We start from the raw sequence: 16849 nt of genomic DNA, 5'->3' as shown, positions 1-16849 counted from the left end.
AATGATCGGGGACGTCCCTACCAGGCAAAACAGCACCCCCCGACAACTCGGGGGGTGCTGTGGTGATGACCGTGCGATGCGTCGATTGTCGACAGGCAACTACTCCAGGTGACGGTCAACCGGTGGTGTGATACGCCAGGACGCCCCGGTTGACGGCACCGATGGCCTGCCGGGCGGTGGCGCGCAGCTCGGTCGACGCCCCGCCGGAGTCGGCGAGCTGCCCGAGCAGGTCGACCACCTGACGCGCCCAGCGGACGAAGTCCCCGGCCGGCATCTCGCCGTCCAGCTCGTGGCCGCTGCCGAGCACCTTCGCCAGCGCCTCGCCCCGGGCCCACCGGTAGATCGGCCAGACGAAGCCCAGGTCCGGCTCCCGGGTGACGCTGAGCCCCCGGGCCGCCTCGTCCGACTCGATCTCGCTCCACAGCTTCAGCGTGGCGTCGACCGCGTCGGCGACCGGACCACGCGGCACCGACGCCCGCTCGTCGACGTCCCGCCGGGCCTCGAAGACCACCACCGACACGGCGGCGGCCAGCTCGGCCGGGGAGAGCCCGTCCCAGACGCCCCGGCGCAGGCACTCGGCGACCAGCAGGTCCGCCTCGGTCCAGATCCGGCCCAGCATCCGGCCGGCGTCGGTGACCGCACCGTCGGCGCCCAGGTAGCCGCGCGCGGTGAGCAGCGCGACGATCCGGTCGAAGGTGCGCGCCAGCGAGCCGGTCCGCCCGGCCACCCGCTGCCGCAGCTCGTCGGTGTCGCGTTCGAGCCGCCGGCGGCGCTCCGCCCAGCGGGCGTGTTCCTCCCGCTCCGGGCAGGCGTGGCAGGGGTGCCGGCGCAGCTCGGAGCGGAGCTGGGTGAGCTGCCGGTCCTCGCCGGCGGCCTGCCGGGACCGGCCACCGCGCCGGCCGCCGTGGCGGTCCAGTCCAGTGCCGGCGACCTCGGCCGCGAGGTCCCGCCGGGCGGCCGGGGAGCGGTGGTTGAAGTGCTTCGGCACCCGGATCCGGGCCAGCACCTCGGCCGGCGTGGTGAAGTCCCCGGGACTGATCCGCCCGGCCCAGCGGTCCTGGGTGAGCACCAGCGGACGCGGTTCGCCGAAGCCACCGGTGGCCGGGTCGAGCACCACGGCCAGCCCGGCCCGCCGCCCGGACGGCACCCGGATCACGTCACCGACCCGCAGCCGCTCCAGGGCGGCGACGGCCGCCGCCTTGCGCTGGGTCTGCCCCTGCCGGGCGATGGCCCGTTCCCGGTCGCCGATCGCCACCCGCAGCGCGAAGTACTCGTCGAAGTCGCCGTGGTGGCAGGCCGCCTCCGCGCCGTACGCCTCGATGGTCTCGGTGTTGCGCTGCACCTGCCGGGCCAGCCCGACCACCGACCGGTCCGCCTGGAACTGCGCGAACGACGACTCCAGCAGCTCCCGGGCCGGTTCCGCGCCGACCGTGCCGACCAGGTTGACCGCCATGTTGTACGACGGCCGGAAGCTGGACCGCAGCGGATAGGTGCGGGTCGACGCCAGCCCGGCCACGTGCCGGGGGTCGGTCTCCGGCGACCAGACCACCACGGCGTGCCCCTCGACGTCGATGCCCCGACGGCCGGCCCGGCCGGTGAGCTGCGTGTACTCCCCCGGGGTCAGGTCGACGTGGGCCTCGCCGTTGTACTTGACGAGCCGTTCCAGCACCACGCAGCGGGCCGGCATGTTGATGCCCAGCGCCAGGGTCTCGGTGGCGAACACCGCCTTGACCAGGCCCCGCACGAACAGCTCCTCGACGACCTCCTTGAAGGCCGGCAGCATGCCCGCGTGGTGGGCGGCCAGCCCGCGCTCCAGGCCGTCGAGCCACTCCCAGTAGCCGAGCACGGTCAGGTCCTCGCCGGGGATGGCGGTGACCCGGGACTCGACCACCCGGCGGATCTCGGCGCGTTCCTCCGGGGACGTCAGCCGCAGCCCGGCGGCCAGGCACTGCTGGACGGCGGCGGCGCAGCCGGCCCGGCTGAAGATGAACAGGATCGCCGGGAGCAGGCCCTCCCGGTCGAGCCGGTCGACGATGTCCGGCCGCAGCGGCCCCCGCCAGCGCGGGCCACGCCGTCCGCCGCCGGGGCCGGCGCTGCGCCCCTCCCCCAGTTCCAGGCGACGCAGGGTGTCCCGGGTGTAGCGGAGCAGCTCGGGGTGCACGTCGTGTTTGCGGGCCGCGTCGGCGTCGTGGAACAGGTCGAACATGCGCTTGCCGACCAGCATGTGCTGCCACAGCGGCACCGGCCGGTGCTCGCTGACCACCACGGCGGTCTCGCCGCGCACGGTGACCAGCCAGTCGGCGAACTCCTCGGCGTTGGAGACGGTCGCCGAGAGGGAGACCAGGGTCACCGATTCGGGCAGGTGGATGATCACCTCTTCCCAGACCCCGCCCCGGAACCGGTCGGCGAGGTAGTGCACCTCGTCCATCACCACGTACGCCAGGCCCTCGAGGGTGGCCGAGCCGGCGTAGAGCATGTTCCGCAGCACCTCGGTGGTCATCACCACCACCGGCGCGTCGCCGTTGATCGCGTTGTCGCCGGTGAGCAGCCCGACCTGCTCGGCCCCGTACCGGTCGACCAGGTCGTGGTACTTCTGGTTCGACAGCGCCTTGATCGGCGTGGTGTAGAAGCACTTACGGCGGGGCGCGTCGGCGTCCGCCGGCCGCGCCGGGGTGCCGCGCAGGGCCAGGTGTACGGCGAACTCGCCGACCACGGTCTTGCCGGCCCCGGTCGGGGCGCAGACCAGCACCCCGCTGCCCCGTTCCAGGGCCTGGCACGCCTCGCGTTGGAAGTCGTCGAGGTCGAACCCCAGGTCGAGGGCGAACTCGTCAAGAGCCGGGAAGAGGGAGGCCTGCGCGGCCCGGCGGCGCGCCGCGGCGTACCGCTCGGCGGGGCTCGACATGCCACCAAGATTAATGCGTCGCCGCCCGGGGCACCCGGCAAGGCCGTCCCGCAGGCCGCCGCGGGCCGGTCGGTAGGGTGCACGGCGTGCCGGATCATGCCCATGCGCCCGACCCCCGCGCCCACGCCACCGACCCGCAGGCGGTGCCCCGACGCCGGGTCGAGGCCGTCCTGTTCGACTTCCACGGCACCCTGGCGCAGGTGGAGGACGCCCGGGAGTGGGTGCTGGCCGCCGCGGCGAGCTGCGGGGTGACCCTGGAACGGATGCGGGCCACGATCCTGGCCGACCGGCTGCTCACCGCCGGGCGGGCCGGTGGGCCGCTGCCGCACCGGGTGCCGCCCCGGCTGGCCGAGGTGTGGGCCGACCGTGACCTCTACCCGCACGCGCACCGGGCCGCGTACACCGGTCTGGCCGGCACCGTGGAGGCCGGCATCGACGGCTTCGCGGACGCCCTCTACGAGCGGGTGCTGGGTCCGGACGGCTGGGTGCCGTACCCGGACACCGCGCCCACCCTGACGGCGCTCCGGGCGGCCGGGGTGAAGGTGGCGGTGGTCAGCAACATCGGTTTCGACCTGCGACCGCTCTTCGACGCCTGGGGGCTGACCGGACTGGTGGACGCCTTCGTCCTCTCCTACGAGGTGGGCCGGTGCAAGCCGGACCAGGGGATCTTCCTGCGCGCCTGCGGGATGCTCGGCGTCGACCCGGAGCGGAGCCTGATGGTCGGCGACACCCCTGCCGACGCGGGAGCGGTCAACGCCGGCTGTGCGGTGCTGGTGCTGCCGGCCGCCGACGCCGGCAAGCCGAACGGTCTCGGCGCGGTCCTCGACCTGGTGGTCCGCGCCTGACCCGGTGCCGACCGGCCGGGCTGGCAGGGCACGCCAGGCTGACCGGCCCGGCGCTCCCGGTGGTGGCGGGTCAGCGCAGCAGGCGCAGCGCGGCCGGTACGGCGGTGACGGTCACCGGTAGCGGCAGCGACCGCTCCCCGTCGGCGTACGTGGTGATGCCCTCGGCGGCCAGCTCCACGGTCCGGGCCCGGTAGCTGCGCACCAGCGGGTGCCGGACGTGGCTGCCCCGGTAGATGTGCGGCTTCACCCGCATCAGGGTGCGCCGGTCGAACCGCCCACCGACCACCACGTCGAGCAGCCCGTCGGTGGGGTCCGCGTCCGGGCAGATCCGCATGCCGCCGCCGTAGCTGGCGGTGTTGCCCACCGCGACCAGTACCGCGTCGACCTCCTGCGGTTCGCCGTCCAGCCGCAGCGTGTACCGGCGGGGCCGCAGCCGGGCCAGCTCCGCCACGATGGCCAGGTCGTACCGGCGGGGGCCGCGCGGCCAGCGCATCCGGTTGGCCCGCTCGTTGACGACGGCGTCGAAGCCGGCCGCCAGGACGGCCCCGTACCAGCGGACCGTGCCGTCGGCGCCGGTCATCCGGGCCAGGTCCACCGGGCGGCTCCGGCCGGCCCGCAGCGCCGCCACGATCACCTCGATGGCGGCGAGCGGGTCGGCCGGGAAGCCGGTGTCGGCGGCGAAGTCGTTGCCGGTGCCGGCGGGCACCGGCCCGAAACCGACCACGGTGCCGGCGACCGCCTGCACCGCCCGGTGCACGGTGCCGTCGCCGCCGACGGTCAGCACCGCCGCCGCGCCGTCGGCGACCGCCGTCCGGCAGGCCGCCTCGGCCTGCTCCGGGGTGGTCGCCCCGAGCAGCCGGACCGGCCGGTCGGCCGTGCCGAGCCGGTCCAGCAGCCGGGGCAGCACGTCCCGGTGCCGCCCCCGCCCGGCGGTCGGGTTGGCCAGGACGGCCACCGGGGCGTCGGGCGGCGGGGCGGGCGGGTGATCGTGCGCGGTCACGGCGAGCACGCTAGCCGACCGGGTGCCGGCCGGCTGTCCCGTGGTCAGCCGGCGTACGGGAGGGTGACCGTGGAGCGGTCACCGACGCCGACGGTGCTGGCCGCGCCGCCGATGGCGTTCCACACCTCCACCCGTACCGTGCCGCCGACCAGGTTCCCCAGGGTGCCGGTGGCCGACCGGAGCCCCTGGGTGTGCCGGTACGTCTCGAAGCCGGGAACCGGGTCGGTGGCGAAGTAGTGGTACGTCTCCACCCGGTCGTACGTGCCGTCGCCGGTCAGGTCGTACGACACCCGGGCCTGCACCCCGTTGCCGACGGCGGTGGCGGCGTCGACGGCGAGCTGGAACGTGGTGGCTCCGCCCTGGTAGCGGGCGTGCAGCCCACGGGCGGTGAACACCTGCGGGTTGGTGGGGGTGCCGTCGTGGTTGCCGCCGGCCGCCGCCAGGGTGACGCTGCCGGCCGTTGCGGCGCTGCCGGCGAGCCCACCGCCGCTCTGCAGGTACCGGGTGGCCCGCCATGGCTCGGTCGGGGTGGTCGGGGTGGGCGACGGCGGGGCGGTGGGGCTGGCGGTGGCCGTCGGGGTGGGCGACGGCACCGGGCCGCCCGCGCCGAACGGGGTGAGGACGATCCCGGCGCCGCGCGGGTCGCCGTGGTGCACCAGCGACTCCTGGGCCAGCACGTCGTCGAAGGCGAACCCGTACGCCTTACCGTCGACCATGTTCTGGTGGACGATCCGGGAGTAGTGGTTGGTGATGTCGCCCCGGTAGAAGTCGGCCGGACCGCCGCTGGGCTGCACGTCGAGGGTGCCGAGGGTGGAGCGGTGCAGGGCGGCGCACAGGGTCCGGGCGATCGGCCCGACCACCTGGTCGTTGGGGGCGTGCAGGGCCCCGTCGCAGCCCCACACGTCGGCGCTGGACGGCCGGTTGAACGAGGCGACCTGCCGGCCGGCGGTGTCGGTGAAGGTCATGACGGTGCCCGAGGTACGGCCGAGGTACCGCACGTCGGGCCGGTCGGTGAACGGCACCACGGTCAACGTCCGGGTGGTGTAGGCGTTCCACGCCGACGCGATGTACGGGTCCAGGTAGGTGCGGCTGAACAGGCCGGCGTCGGCGGCCTTGCCGGGGGCGAGGACCCGCAGCACGGTGCCGTCGGCGCGGGTGTGCACCAGGCCGGACCAGCCCGGCTGGGCGCGGACCGCGCCGATGACCGCGTCCCGGCCGCCGGCGCGCAGGTCCCCGGTACGGCGGGTGACGCCGTCGCCGCCGGTGACGGTGACCGCGTGCGGCACGGCGAACATGTCCACCTGGGAGCTGTTGAGCCAGAGCCCGGCGTCGTTGTACGTGAACTCGGACCAGTCGAACAGCACGTCCCGGTTGGGGTCACCGGCCGCCCAGGGCGCGGGTTGGACCAGCCCGTCCGGGGTCAGCGCGAAGCTGATTTTCTGGCCCAGGGCCAGGTAGACCCGGCCGGAGAGGTTACGCGGGATGCGCAGGGTGGTGGTGCCGCCGTTGGCCGGGCCGGGAATGGACACGTCCGGTGCCGGGGTGGGCGGTGAGCCGCCGGGCGGCCACGGGGTGAAGGTACCGGCCGCGTTGACGTAGCCGAGGCGGCCGGTGGTCAGGTTGGTGCCGAGCACGTACAGGTGGACGGCGTCGGCCCGGCCGGTCTGGTTGGTGACGGTGAGCGGCAGCAGGTCGGGGCCGACCGCGCCGGCCTGCGGGGTGACGGCCAGCACCGAGCCGGTGCCGGCCAGGGCGAGCGCGGCCAGCGCTGCCCACCATCGGGAACGGATGCTCATCGGTCGGGCCTCCAGTTGGGGGACGCGACGGGCCGGGACGGACCCGTGAGAGCGCTCTCTCAGCATCCGTGAGACATGAGCGCCTGTCAATTCCACCTGGTGGCGGAGGGCAACGACGCCGGCCCGAGCCGGTCCCCTGCCGGGAACGGCGACGACGCCGGCCCGAGCCGGGAACCGCGACGACGCCGGACCGAGCCCGGGAAAGGTAACGACGCCGGATCGAGCCCGGGGAACGGTGACCACGCCGACCTGAGCCGGTCCCCTGCCGGTGAACGACGACGACGCCGCCCCCGGAACGGGAGCGGCGTCGTGTCGATCGACCCGGACGGGTCAGGTCATGTCGTCGTAGCGACGGTCGATCGGGGCCGGCGCGGCCACCGGCTCCGGACCGGCGATCGGCGCGGCGCTCTCCACCCGGTCACCGGCGGTCACCGGGTCACGGTCGAACTCCAGCGGCGAGACCTCGTCGTCGGCGATCCCGGCGTAGACCTCCTTGCCGCGCCCCTTGCGCTTGTCGTTGAGGAACGCGACCCCGACGGCGGCGAAGTAGAGCAGGCAGAGGCAGATCGCCAGGGCGGTCATGCCGAACGGGTCCGGGGTGGGGGTGACCACCGCCGAGAAGGCGAAGAACAGGAACACCGCCACCCGCCACCAGCTCAACAGCTTGCGGCCGCTCGCCAACCCGACGAAGTTGAGCATCAGCACGACCAGCGGGAACTCGAACGCCACCCCGAACAGCAGGATCAGGTTCGTGACGAACGAGACGTACCGGGTGATGTCCAACGTCGTGGTGACCTCGCTGCCCGCCACGTTGAGCAGGAACTCCAGGCCCTTCGAGGTGACGAAGAACGCCAGCACCGCGCCGGCGGCGAACAGCGGGGCCGCCAGCCCGGTGAAGATGTACGCGTACCGCCGCTCGTGCCGGTGCAGACCGGGGGCGATGAACGCCCACAGCTGGTAGAGCCAGACCGGAGCGGCGATGATCAGCCCGACCCAGAGACCGATCTTCAGGTTGAGCAGGAACAGGTCCGCCGGACCGAGCTGCACGAAGTCGCAGGTGACCCCCGGTTCCTGGAACTTCGGCAGGTCACAGTACGGCTTGCGGAGCAGGTTCAACACCGGGCCGGCGGCCCAGAGCCCGAAACCGAACCCCACCAGGATCGCCACCGATGCCCGGAACAGCCGGTTACGTAGCTCGCGGACGTGCTCGATCAACGTCATCGAACCGTCGGCGGCCTGCTGGAACTTGCTCGGGCCGCGCTTGCGGAGACCGAAGGCCACGATGGACCGGCCTCCCGGTCAGTTCTCGCGGACGCGCTGCACCGGGTCGATGACCGGCGGCGCGACCGGCTGCTGCGGCGCGGCCTGGTACGGGGCCTGCTGCGGCTGCCCCGGGTGGTACGGAGCCTGCTGGGCCTGACCGGCGTACGGCGCCTGCTGGGCCGGCGTGGCGTTCGGCGGCAGCGGCTGGTAGCCGGCCTGCGCGTCCGCCTTCTCGGCCAGGTCGCGGTCGTCGTCCTGCAGGCTCTTCGTCTCCGCCTTGATGATCCGCAGCGAACGGCCCAGCGAGCGGGCCGCGTCGGGGAGCCGCTTCGCACCGAAGAGCAGGATCAGCACGACCACGAGTACGGCGATGTGCCACGGCTTGAGGGCACCCATGGGAAGCTCCAGTCGCTCTGTGTGTCCGGGTGGTGTGTCGCAGCCCATCGTACGTGCGCCGAGGGGTTCCGCCACCCACCGGTCCGCTGGTTGTACGGGCCGGCCGGTGAAGTCTTGACCAACCCGCCGTGTCGCGTCAACCGCCCTGACCGGCCGTTTCCCCAGCTCTCGAGCCACCGACGAGGAGCCGGGACGCTGCTCAGCCGCCGCGCCGCGCCTTGATCACCTCGAGCCGCTCCTGGGTGGTGGCGAGCTGGCGCTGCAACACCTCGGCCCGCTCCTGGAGCACCTCGGCGGTGGCCGCCAGGGTCATCGCCTCCTCCTGCCGCCGCTGCAGGGCCAGCGCGGCCCGCCGCAGCCGGGGCAGCCGGGCCAGCACCGGCCGGACGGCCAGGCCGAACACGACCAGCGGGACGAGCACCACCGCGAGCAGGATCCACTTCAACACGGCGGTCAGCCTACTGCCCGGCCGGCTCCCCCGCCCGCGCGGCCGAGGCCGACGCCCCGAAACCGACACCCCGGGGGCCGTCGTCACGTCGACCGGCACCGCCGGCTCCGGCACCGACGCCCGGGGCCCACCGTCGCGGACTACGGGGCCGGGGCCGGCTCCGGCGACGCGGGGGCCGGCGACGCGTACGCGTCCAGGGCGGCGACCGCCTGGGCGCGGACCTGCTCGGCCAGCTCGGCCGGGGCGACCACGGTCACCTCCGGCCCGAGGCCCAGCACGAAACGACGGGCCCAGCCCAGGTCGGTGACCCGCAGCGACACCAGCCACCGGTCCCCCTCCCCCGCCTCGACCCGCTCACACGGGTAGTACTCGGTGATCCACCGCTCCCCGCGCCCGATCCGCAGGGTGATCAGCGGCAGGTCCGGCGCGGGACGGAACACCCCGCCGGTCAGGTCGTGCGCGCGGGCCTGCGGCGGCACCACCGCCGGCTCGTCCAGCTCGGTGACCGCGTCGATCCGGTCCGCGCGGAACATCCGTACCGCCTCGGCGCGGCGGCACCACGCCTCCACGTACGCCCGGCCACCCACCGACAGCATCCGCAGCGGGTCGATGGTGCGTTCGGTGGTCTCGTCCCGCGCCGCCGTGTAGTAGGTGATCCGCAACGCCCGGCCCCGCTCCACCGTCGCGCGCAACGTCTCCGCCCGCTCGGTGTCCCCGGCGAGCTGCACCGCCACCGGCGCGCCGACCAGGTCACCCGCCGCGTTCTCGATCTTGGCGAGGGCCCGCTCGACCGCTTCCCGGTTCGCCACGCCCGGCGTCTCCACCAGCATCCGCAACGCCACCACCAGCGCCAACGCCTCGTCCGGCGTCAACCGCAGCGGCCGGTCGATGCCGGCGTCGTAGGTGATGGTGACCCGGTCCCCGTCGAACGCCATGTCGATCAGGTCACCCGGGCCGTAACCGGGCAGCCCGCACACCCACAACAGCTCCAGGTCCTCCCGCAGCTGCCGCTCGCTGACCCCGAGGTCCCCCGCCGCCTCGGCGATCTCGATGCCCGGCCGGGCCAGCAGGTACGGCACCAGGTTCAGCAGCCGGGCGAGCCGGTCGGCCGAGGCGCGCGACCCCGCCGGCCGGGTGGCGGTACGGGTCACCGGGCACCTCCGCTCAACGCGACCTCGTCGTGCCGGGCCGCGATCTCCTTCAACCGCTGGATGACCGCGTCCCGCACCTCCGGCGGGTCCAGCACCCGCACGTCCGGGCCGTACCCGACCAGTTGGCCGGCCAGCGACTCCGGGTCGGCGTACGGCAGCACCAGCCGGTCCCCGTCCGGGCCGCTGGTGCTGCCCACCGCCCACCGGCGCAGCCCGGCGGCCCGACCGGGAACGACCAGCACGGTGGCCCGGCCGGTCCGCTCCACCGGCCCGGAGAACCGGGCCACGTGACTCATCAGGTCGACCCCCTCCGGCGGGGTGTACGCGCCGGGACGCCCGGTCACCCGGACCGCGCCCACCACCCGGGACAGCCGGAAACAGCGGGTGGCGGACCGGTCCAGGTCGTGACCGACCACGTACCACCGGCCCCGCCAGCAGACCACCCCCCACGGCTGGAGCCGGCGGGCGGCCGGCGCGTCACCGTCCCGGGTGCGGTAGTCGAAGGTGACCACGCGGCGGTCCCGGGCGGCGGCGGTCAGCGGCGCGAACGCCGGGTCGACGGTGACCATCGGCTCCAACCCGAGGGTGGCCTGCGGGTCCACGTCCACCCCGGCGGCCCGCAGCTTCGCCAGCCCCGACGAGGCGGCGGCGGCCAGCCCGGCGTGCTGCCAGAGCCGCGCGGCGATGCCCACCGCGGCGGCCTCGTCCGGCTCCAACGGAATGTCGGGCAACGCGTACTCCCGGGGCGCGATCCGGTACCCCGGCTCGGTGTCGAAGACACTGGCCGTGCCGGTCTCCAACGGCACCCCCAGCTCCCGCAACTCGGCCTTGTCCCGCTCGAACTTGCGCTGGAACGCCTCGTGGTCACGGACGTCCTCCGGATCGTGCTCGTAGCCCGGCACGGTCGCGGCGATCTGCGCGGCGGTCAGGAACCGTCGCGTGGAGAGCAGGCAGATCACCAGGTTGACCAGGCGTTCGGTGCGGGTCCGCGACACGTGCATGACGCTAGCAGCCCCACCGCGGCGGGCACGCACCCACGCGGACGTGCCGCCCCGCCGCAGGTCACCGGCCGGCCGTCCCGCTCCGACCGCGAACCACGACCGCCGACCGTAGGGTGAGCCCATGGCCCAGACGGCACCCCGGACGGAGAGCGTCGGCACGGTCGTCGTCGCCGGGGCCGCCAACCTCGCCATCGCCGTCGCCAAACTGATCGCCGGCCTGCTGTCCGGGTCTGCGGCGATGCTCTCCGAGGCCGCCCACTCGGTCGCCGACACCACCACCGAGGTGCTGCTCTACGCCGCGCTGCGCCGGGGCGCCCGGCCCGCCGACCCCCGGCACCCCTTCGGGTACGGCAAGGAGAGCTACGTCTGGGCGTTCCTCGCCGCCCTGTTCACCTTCGTCGCCGGGGCCGGCTTCGCCATCACCCACGGCGTCACCACCATCCTCGTCCACGAGCACAGCGGCAACTACCTGGTCTCGTACGTGGTGCTGGCGATCTCCTTCGCCATCGAGTCGGTGTCCCTGGCGCGGGCGGTACGTCAGGTGCGCCGCGAGTCCCGCCGCTGGCGCACCACCCCGCACCGGTTCCTGCGGATGACCGCCGACACCACCGTCAAAGCGGTCTTCCTCGAGGACAGCGCCGCCCTGATCGGCCTGCTCCTGGCCGCCCTCGGCGTCGGCCTGTCCGAGCTGACCGGCGACGAACTGTACGACGGCGTCGCCTCGATCCTGATCGGCGTCCTGCTGCTGGTGGTCGCCGGCATCCTCGCGCACAGCAACACCTCGCTGCTGGTCGGCCGGGCCGTACCGAAGCGGATGCGCCACGAGATCGAACACGAACTCGTCGGCCTGCCCACCGTGCACCGGATCGACACCCTGCTCACCATGCAGCTCGGCCCGGACGACATCCTGGTCGCCGCCAAGGTCGACTTCGCCGACGACGCGACCGGCGCCGACATCGAGGCCGCCGCCGACGAGGCCGAACGCCGGCTCACCGGCCGGTACCCGGAGATCCGGTACGTCTTCCTCGACCCGACCCGGTCGCTGCCCGGGGTGACCGGCCACGCCCGGCACATCCAGGACCCCGACCAGCCACCACCGCCACCACCGGACCCCGACCGGACGCCACCGCCACCGTGACCAGCGGCGACACCCCCGCAGCCGACCCGGACGCGAGGCACACCGGCGACGCCCGATAGCGTTTCCGGTCATGGTGCGATGGCGGACGGGAACGGTCACCGCCCTGCGGCGGCAGTGGCACGGCGCGACGGAACTCGACGTCGCCCTGCCCGACGGGGCCAGCATGCGCGCGCTGGCCTACCCCGAACTGGTCGGCCACCCGCAGCCCGGCGACCGGGTGCTGCTCAACGCCGGCGCGCTGCTGATGGGCCTCGGCACCGGCGGGTACGCCCTGGTGGTCGCCCTGCCCGACCGACTGCCACCGGACCCGCCGGCCGACGCCGGCACCCGCGCGGCGGGACACCTGGTCAAGGCCCGCTACACCCCGCTGCAACCCATCCTGCTCGGCGTCGACGAGGAGGCGTCCCCGCACCACGCGCTGCTGGCCGACGCCGACGACCTGGCCGGCCTGCCGGTGGTCACCGCCGACCTGCATTCGGCCCTGCCGGCGATCCTGGCCGGCGTGCACGCCGATGCCCCCGACCGCCGGGTCGCGTACCTGCTCACCGACGGCGGGGCCCTGCCCGCCTGGTTCTCCCGCACCCTGGCCGGACTGCGCGGACACCTGGTCGGCACGATCAGTGTCGGTCAGGCGTTCGGCGGCGACCTGGAGGCCAGCACCCTGCACACCGGGCTGCTCGCCGCCCGGCACGTGCTGCACGCCGACGTCGCCATCGTCGCCCAGGGTCCCGGCAACCTCGGCACCGGCACCCGGTGGGGCTACTCCGGTGTCGCGGTCGGCGAGGCGGTCAACGCCGTGGCCGCCCTCGGCGGCCGGCCGGTCGGATCACTGCGGATCTCCGCCGCCGACCCCCGCCCCCGGCACCAGGGCGTCTCCCACCACAGCCTGACCGCGTACGGGCGGGTCGCGCTCGCCCCGGCGGACCTGGTCGTCCCGGACGGCCTCGACCCGGAGCTGGCCGCGCAGGTGGACGCGGCGACCGCGCCGCTGGCCGGCCGGCACCGCATCGTCCGGGTCGACACCGACGGACTGGACGCCGCGCTGCGCGCCAGCGTGGTGCCGCTGTCGACGATGGGACGGGGCCTCGACGCCGACCACGCGTACTTCCTGGCCGCCGCCGCAGCCGGCCGGCACGCCGCCCGCCTCGCCGGCTGACCGCCACCCCGGGTAGGGCCCGAACGACGGCCGGTCCGGCACGACCCCGCCGCCCCCGGCCGTCGGGCCACTCACCGGCGGTGAGGCCGGGCGGCCCGCACAGGCGGGCGACCGTCAGGCGAAGTAGACCAGCGCCACCCAGCCGCCGACCATCGCCAGCAACGCCAGCGTCAACACCCAGGTCGGCACGGTGTACTCGCCACGGCGGTTCGCCGCGATCTCGTCACGGATCTTGTTGCGCCGACGCTCGACCCAGGTCAGGCGCTCAGGATCGGGAGGTGATGAATAGGCCATGGTCCGGCCAGCCTACCCGGGCGCTCCGGCCGACCCCCGGGCCGGCCGGAACGCCCCGACGGTCACATGCTGGCGATCAGCCGCTCCACCCGCTCGTCGTACGCCCGGAACGGGTCCTTGCACAGCACGGTGCGCTGCGCCTGGTCGTTGAGCTTCAGGTGCACCCAGTCGACGGTGAAGTCGCGCCGCTTCTCCTGCGCGTGCCGGATGAACTCGCCGCGCAGCCGCGCCCGGGTGGTCTGCGGCGGCGTCTCCTTCGCCTCGAAGATCTCCGGATCCGTGGTCACCCGGTCCACCTGGCCACGCCGCTCCAGCAGCGCGTACAGGCCCCGGCCGCGCCGCAGGTCGTGGTACGCCAGGTCCATCTGGGCGACCCGGGGATGCGACAGCGGCAGGTCATGCTTGCGCTGGTACCGCTCGATCAGCCGGAGCTTCGTCACCCAGTCGATCTCCCGGGCCACCGGCTCCAGGTCACCGGTCTCCACCGCGCGCAGCACCCGGCCCCACAGCTCCACCACCCGCTTGGCGGTCTGGTCGCCGCCACGCCGCTCCACGAACTCGGTCGCCTTGGCGAGGTACTCCTGCTGGATCTCCAGCGCGCTGACCTCCTTGCCGGAGGCCAACCGCACCTTCCGCCGGCCGGTGATGTCGTGCGACACCTCCCGGATGGCCCGGATCGGGTTCTCCAGGGTGAGGTCCCGCATCACCACCCCGGCCTCGATCATCCGCAGCACGATGTCCGCCGAACCCACCTTGAGCAGGGTGGTGACCTCGTTCATGTTGGAGTCGCCGACGATCACGTGCAGCCGGCGGTACCGCTCGGCGTCGGCGTGCGGCTCGTCCCGGGTGTTGATGATCGGCCGGCTCCGGGTGGTCGCCGACGACACCCCCTCCCAGATGTGCTCGGCCCGCTGGGAGAGGCAGTACACCGCGCCGCGCGGCGTCTGCAGCACCTTCCCCGCCCCGCAGATCAACTGCCGGGTCACCAGGAACGGAATCAGCACGTCCGCCAGCCGCCCGAACTCACCGTGCCGGGAGACCAGGTAGTTCTCGTGGCAGCCGTACGAGTTCCCCGCCGAGTCGGTGTTGTTCTTGAACAGGTAGATCTCGCCCGCGATGCCCTCGTCGTGCAGCCGCTTCTCCGCGTCGACCAGCAGACCCTCCAGGATCCGCTCACCGGCCCGGTCGTGCGCCACCAGGTCCACCACCGAGTCGCACTCCGGCGTCGCGTACTCCGGGTGCGAACCCACGTCCAGGTAGAGCCGGGCGCCGTTGCGCAGGAAGACGTTGCTCGACCGGCCCCACGACACCACCCGACGGAAGAGGTAACGCGCGACCTCGTCGGGCGAGAGCCGCCGCTGCCCCCGGTACGTGCAGGTGACGCCGTACTCGGTCTCGATACCGAAGATTCGCCGCTCCATGATGAGACATTAGCCCCCCGGAGCCCGGATTGGGCAGCGCACGAGCCCCGCATTGTCGCAGCCGGTCGCCGGACGGGCACCATCCGCGCCGGTCACCGCAGTTGCGGCGACCCGGCGGCACCGCCACCACCGCCCGCGTAGAGTGGGCTGACCGTGAGGATCCTCGTCACCGGCGGCGCCGGCTTCATCGGCTCGGCGTACGTCCGGCGGCTGCTCACCGGCGCCGAACCGGACACCGTCCCGACCGGCGTCACCGTCCTGGACGCCTTCACCTACGCCGGCACCGAGGGCAGCCTCGACCCCGTCCGCACCGACCCCCGGCTACGGGTCGTCCGGGGCGACGTCCGCGACGCCGGCCTGGTCGACGCCACCGTCGCCGGACACGACCTGATCGTCCACTTCGCCGCCGAGTCGCACGTGGACCGCTCCATCACCGCGGCCGCCGCCTTCGTCGACACCAACGTGCTCGGCACCCAACTCCTGCTCGACGCCGCCCTGCGGCACCAGGTCCGGCGGTTCGTGCAGATCTCCACCGACGAGGTGTACGGCTCCATCGACACCGGCACCTGGACCGAGGACGCCCCGCTGGACCCGTCCTCGCCGTACTCGGCCAGCAAGGCCGCCGCCGACCTGCTGGCCCTGGCCTACCACCGCACCCACGGCCTCGACGTGGTCGTCACCCGCGGCTCCAACACCTACGGCCCGTACCAGTACCCGGAGAAGCTGATCCCGCTGTTCGTCACCAACCTGCTCGACGGCGAGCGGGTGCCCCTCTACGGCGACGGCGGCAACGTCCGCGACTGGATACACGTCGACGACCACTGCCACGGCGTCGTGCTCGCCCAGCGGCACGGCCGACCCGGCCGGATCTACCACCTGCCCGGCACCGCCGCGCTGACCAACCGGGACCTCACCGGCCGGCTGCTGGCCGGCTGCGGGGCCGACTGGAGCCGGGTCCGGCCGGTCGCCGACCGCAAGGGCCACGACCGGCGGTACGCGCTCGACCCCACCCGCAGCCGCCGGGAACTCGGCTACGCCCCCGGCGTCGACCTGGACCGGGGGCTCGCCGACACGATCGCCTGGTACCGGGCGAACCGCGCCTGGTGGGAGCCGCTGAAACGACGCTCCTGACCAGTCGACCGGCCGCCCGGTGCCGTCACGGCTGGGACTCGCCGGTGCTCGCCTCGGTGGGCGTGTCCGGCGCCTGACCCTCCAGGTCCGCCGAACCGGCCGACGTGGTCGGCTTGCCGGCCGGAGCCGCCGGCGGCTTCGCCGTGTCGCCACGGCCCACCCCGGCCGGCTCCTCCCCACCGTCCAGCAGCGCGGTCAACGCCGCGCCGGTGATCCGGCGGAAGGTGCGGCCCACCCGGCTCCGGTCCAGCACCGCCACCTCGAGCTGGTTGGCGGCGATCGTCCGCGCCGCGCCACCCTCGCCACCGACGCTGCCCAGCGCCTTCACCGCGACCTTCACCGCCTCGCCGAGCGACATCTCCGGCCGGTGATCGGTCTTGAGCACCCCGGAGATCGCCTCCGCCTGCCCACCCATCGCCATCCGACCCGGCTCGTCGGTCACCGACCCGTCGTAGGTGAGCCGGTACAGCTCGTCCTGCTCGGCGCTGGCCCCCACCTGGGCCACGCAGATCTCCACCTCGAACGGCTTGGACTGCTCGGTGAAGATCGCGCCCAGCGTCTGCGCGAACGCGTTCGCCAACGCCCGGCCGGTGACGTCCCGCCGGTCGTAGCTGAGCCCGTTCAGGTCGGCCATCCGTACCCCGGCCCGCCGCAGGTTCTCGAACTCGTTGTACTTGCCGACCGCGGCGAAACCGATCCGGTCGTAGATCTCACTGACCTTGTGCAGGGCACTGGAGAGGTTCTCCGCGACGAAGAGCACCCCACCGGCGTAACTCAGGACCACCGCGCTGCGCCCCCGGGCGATGCCCTTGCGGGCCAGCTCGGAGCGGTCGCGCATGATCTGCTCGGGCGAGGCGTAGAACTGCATGGCCACGACGGTGGTTCTCCTTAGCGCACTGTGCTGACG

Annotated in this window: 15 protein-coding genes; 4 read left to right on the top strand and 11 right to left on the bottom strand. The window is 74.0% G+C overall.

Annotated features, from left to right (window positions below; all coding sequences use genetic code 11):
• Positions 1-115: 115 nt before the first annotated feature.
• The gene (locus PVK37_RS19250; protein ID WP_275028878.1) at positions 116-2902 is read right to left on the bottom strand and encodes a DEAD/DEAH box helicase; all 2787 of its coding nucleotides are present in this window, start codon (positions 2900-2902) and stop codon (positions 116-118) included.
• Between the two features lie 77 nt (positions 2903-2979).
• Here PVK37_RS19250 and PVK37_RS19245 point away from each other — a divergent pair, with 77 nt between their 5' ends.
• Positions 2980-3747, top strand: coding sequence for an HAD family hydrolase (locus PVK37_RS19245; RefSeq protein WP_423790824.1), 768 nt, complete (start codon positions 2980-2982; stop codon positions 3745-3747).
• Positions 3748-3817: 70 nt separating this feature from the next.
• Here the strand turns inward: PVK37_RS19245 and PVK37_RS19240 are convergent, their stop codons facing one another.
• The 7 genes from PVK37_RS19240 to PVK37_RS19210 form a co-directional block, all read right to left on the bottom strand.
• On the bottom strand, positions 3818-4756 hold the full coding sequence (locus PVK37_RS19240; RefSeq protein WP_275028877.1) for a diacylglycerol kinase family protein: 939 nt from the start codon (positions 4754-4756) through the stop codon (positions 3818-3820).
• 35 nt (positions 4757-4791) lie between these two features.
• On the bottom strand, positions 4792-6543 hold the full coding sequence (locus tag PVK37_RS19235; RefSeq protein WP_275028876.1) for a beta-1,3-glucanase family protein: 1752 nt from the start codon (positions 6541-6543) through the stop codon (positions 4792-4794).
• Between the two features lie 330 nt (positions 6544-6873).
• Positions 6874-7824, bottom strand: coding sequence for a twin-arginine translocase subunit TatC (gene tatC / locus PVK37_RS19230; protein WP_275028874.1), 951 nt, complete (start codon positions 7822-7824; stop codon positions 6874-6876).
• An 18-nt stretch (positions 7825-7842) separates the two neighbouring features.
• Positions 7843-8202 carry a Sec-independent protein translocase subunit TatA gene (gene tatA, locus PVK37_RS19225; RefSeq protein ID WP_275028873.1) on the bottom strand — a complete coding sequence of 120 codons (360 nt, stop codon included), beginning with the start codon at positions 8200-8202 and terminating at the stop codon, positions 7843-7845.
• 199 nt (positions 8203-8401) lie between these two features.
• A complete protein-coding gene (locus PVK37_RS19220) occupies positions 8402-8650 on the bottom strand; it encodes a hypothetical protein (RefSeq protein WP_275028871.1) in 249 nt (82 codons plus the stop codon).
• Positions 8651-8790: 140 nt separating this feature from the next.
• A complete protein-coding gene (locus PVK37_RS19215; RefSeq protein WP_275028869.1) occupies positions 8791-9801 on the bottom strand; it encodes a helix-turn-helix transcriptional regulator in 1011 nt (336 codons plus the stop codon).
• Positions 9798-10796, bottom strand: a complete 999-nt coding sequence (locus tag PVK37_RS19210; protein WP_275028867.1) for a helix-turn-helix transcriptional regulator — start codon at positions 10794-10796, stop codon at positions 9798-9800. The genes PVK37_RS19215 and PVK37_RS19210 overlap by 4 nt, the downstream gene beginning before the upstream one ends.
• A 127-nt stretch (positions 10797-10923) precedes the next feature.
• On the opposite strand from PVK37_RS19210, the gene PVK37_RS19205 reads away from it, so the two are divergent.
• Entirely contained in the window at positions 10924-11940 is a 1017-nt protein-coding gene (locus PVK37_RS19205; RefSeq protein ID WP_275028866.1) for a cation diffusion facilitator family transporter, read from the top strand.
• A gap of 70 nt (positions 11941-12010) precedes the next feature.
• Positions 12011-13096, top strand: a complete 1086-nt coding sequence (locus PVK37_RS19200; RefSeq protein WP_275028864.1) for a DUF3866 family protein — start codon at positions 12011-12013, stop codon at positions 13094-13096.
• Between the two features lie 114 nt (positions 13097-13210).
• Here PVK37_RS19200 and PVK37_RS19195 read toward each other — a convergent pair whose 3' ends face one another.
• On the bottom strand, positions 13211-13390 hold the full coding sequence (locus PVK37_RS19195) for a hypothetical protein (protein ID WP_275028863.1): 180 nt from the start codon (positions 13388-13390) through the stop codon (positions 13211-13213).
• A 62-nt stretch (positions 13391-13452) separates the two neighbouring features.
• On the bottom strand, positions 13453-14811 hold the full coding sequence (gene pafA / locus PVK37_RS19190; protein ID WP_275028862.1) for a Pup--protein ligase: 1359 nt from the start codon (positions 14809-14811) through the stop codon (positions 13453-13455).
• Positions 14812-14964: 153 nt separating this feature from the next.
• Here pafA and rfbB point away from each other — a divergent pair, with 153 nt between their 5' ends.
• On the top strand, positions 14965-15942 hold the full coding sequence (rfbB, locus tag PVK37_RS19185) for a dTDP-glucose 4,6-dehydratase (protein ID WP_275028860.1): 978 nt from the start codon (positions 14965-14967) through the stop codon (positions 15940-15942).
• Positions 15943-15967: 25 nt separating this feature from the next.
• On the opposite strand, the gene prcA is transcribed toward rfbB, so the two are convergent.
• The gene (prcA, locus tag PVK37_RS19180) at positions 15968-16816 is read right to left on the bottom strand and encodes a proteasome subunit alpha (protein WP_275028858.1); all 849 of its coding nucleotides are present in this window, start codon (positions 16814-16816) and stop codon (positions 15968-15970) included.
• Positions 16817-16849 lie beyond the last annotated feature (33 nt).

This window comes from Micromonospora cathayae, assembly GCF_028993575.1.
Classification (GTDB): domain Bacteria; phylum Actinomycetota; class Actinomycetes; order Mycobacteriales; family Micromonosporaceae; genus Micromonospora; species Micromonospora cathayae.
The sequence above is the reverse complement of the archived record's forward strand: the minus strand, read 5'-3'. Positions and strand labels throughout refer to the sequence as shown.

Bases quoted from the DNA above. Each gene is read 5' to 3' on its own strand.
- PVK37_RS19250 (WP_275028878.1), bottom strand. From the start codon at position 2,902: ATGTCGAGCCCCGCCGAGCGGTACGCCGCGGCGCGCCGCCGGGCCGCG.
- PVK37_RS19235 (WP_275028876.1), bottom strand. From the start codon at position 6,543: ATGAGCATCCGTTCCCGATGGTGGGCAGCGCTGGCCGCGCTCGCCCTG.
- tatA (WP_275028873.1), bottom strand. From the start codon at position 8,202: ATGGGTGCCCTCAAGCCGTGGCACATCGCCGTACTCGTGGTCGTGCTG.
- PVK37_RS19205 (WP_275028866.1), top strand. From the start codon at position 10,924: ATGGCCCAGACGGCACCCCGGACGGAGAGCGTCGGCACGGTCGTCGTC.
- PVK37_RS19200 (WP_275028864.1), top strand. From the start codon at position 12,011: ATGGTGCGATGGCGGACGGGAACGGTCACCGCCCTGCGGCGGCAGTGG.
- PVK37_RS19195 (WP_275028863.1), bottom strand. From the start codon at position 13,390: ATGGCCTATTCATCACCTCCCGATCCTGAGCGCCTGACCTGGGTCGAG.
- pafA (WP_275028862.1), bottom strand. From the start codon at position 14,811: ATGGAGCGGCGAATCTTCGGTATCGAGACCGAGTACGGCGTCACCTGC.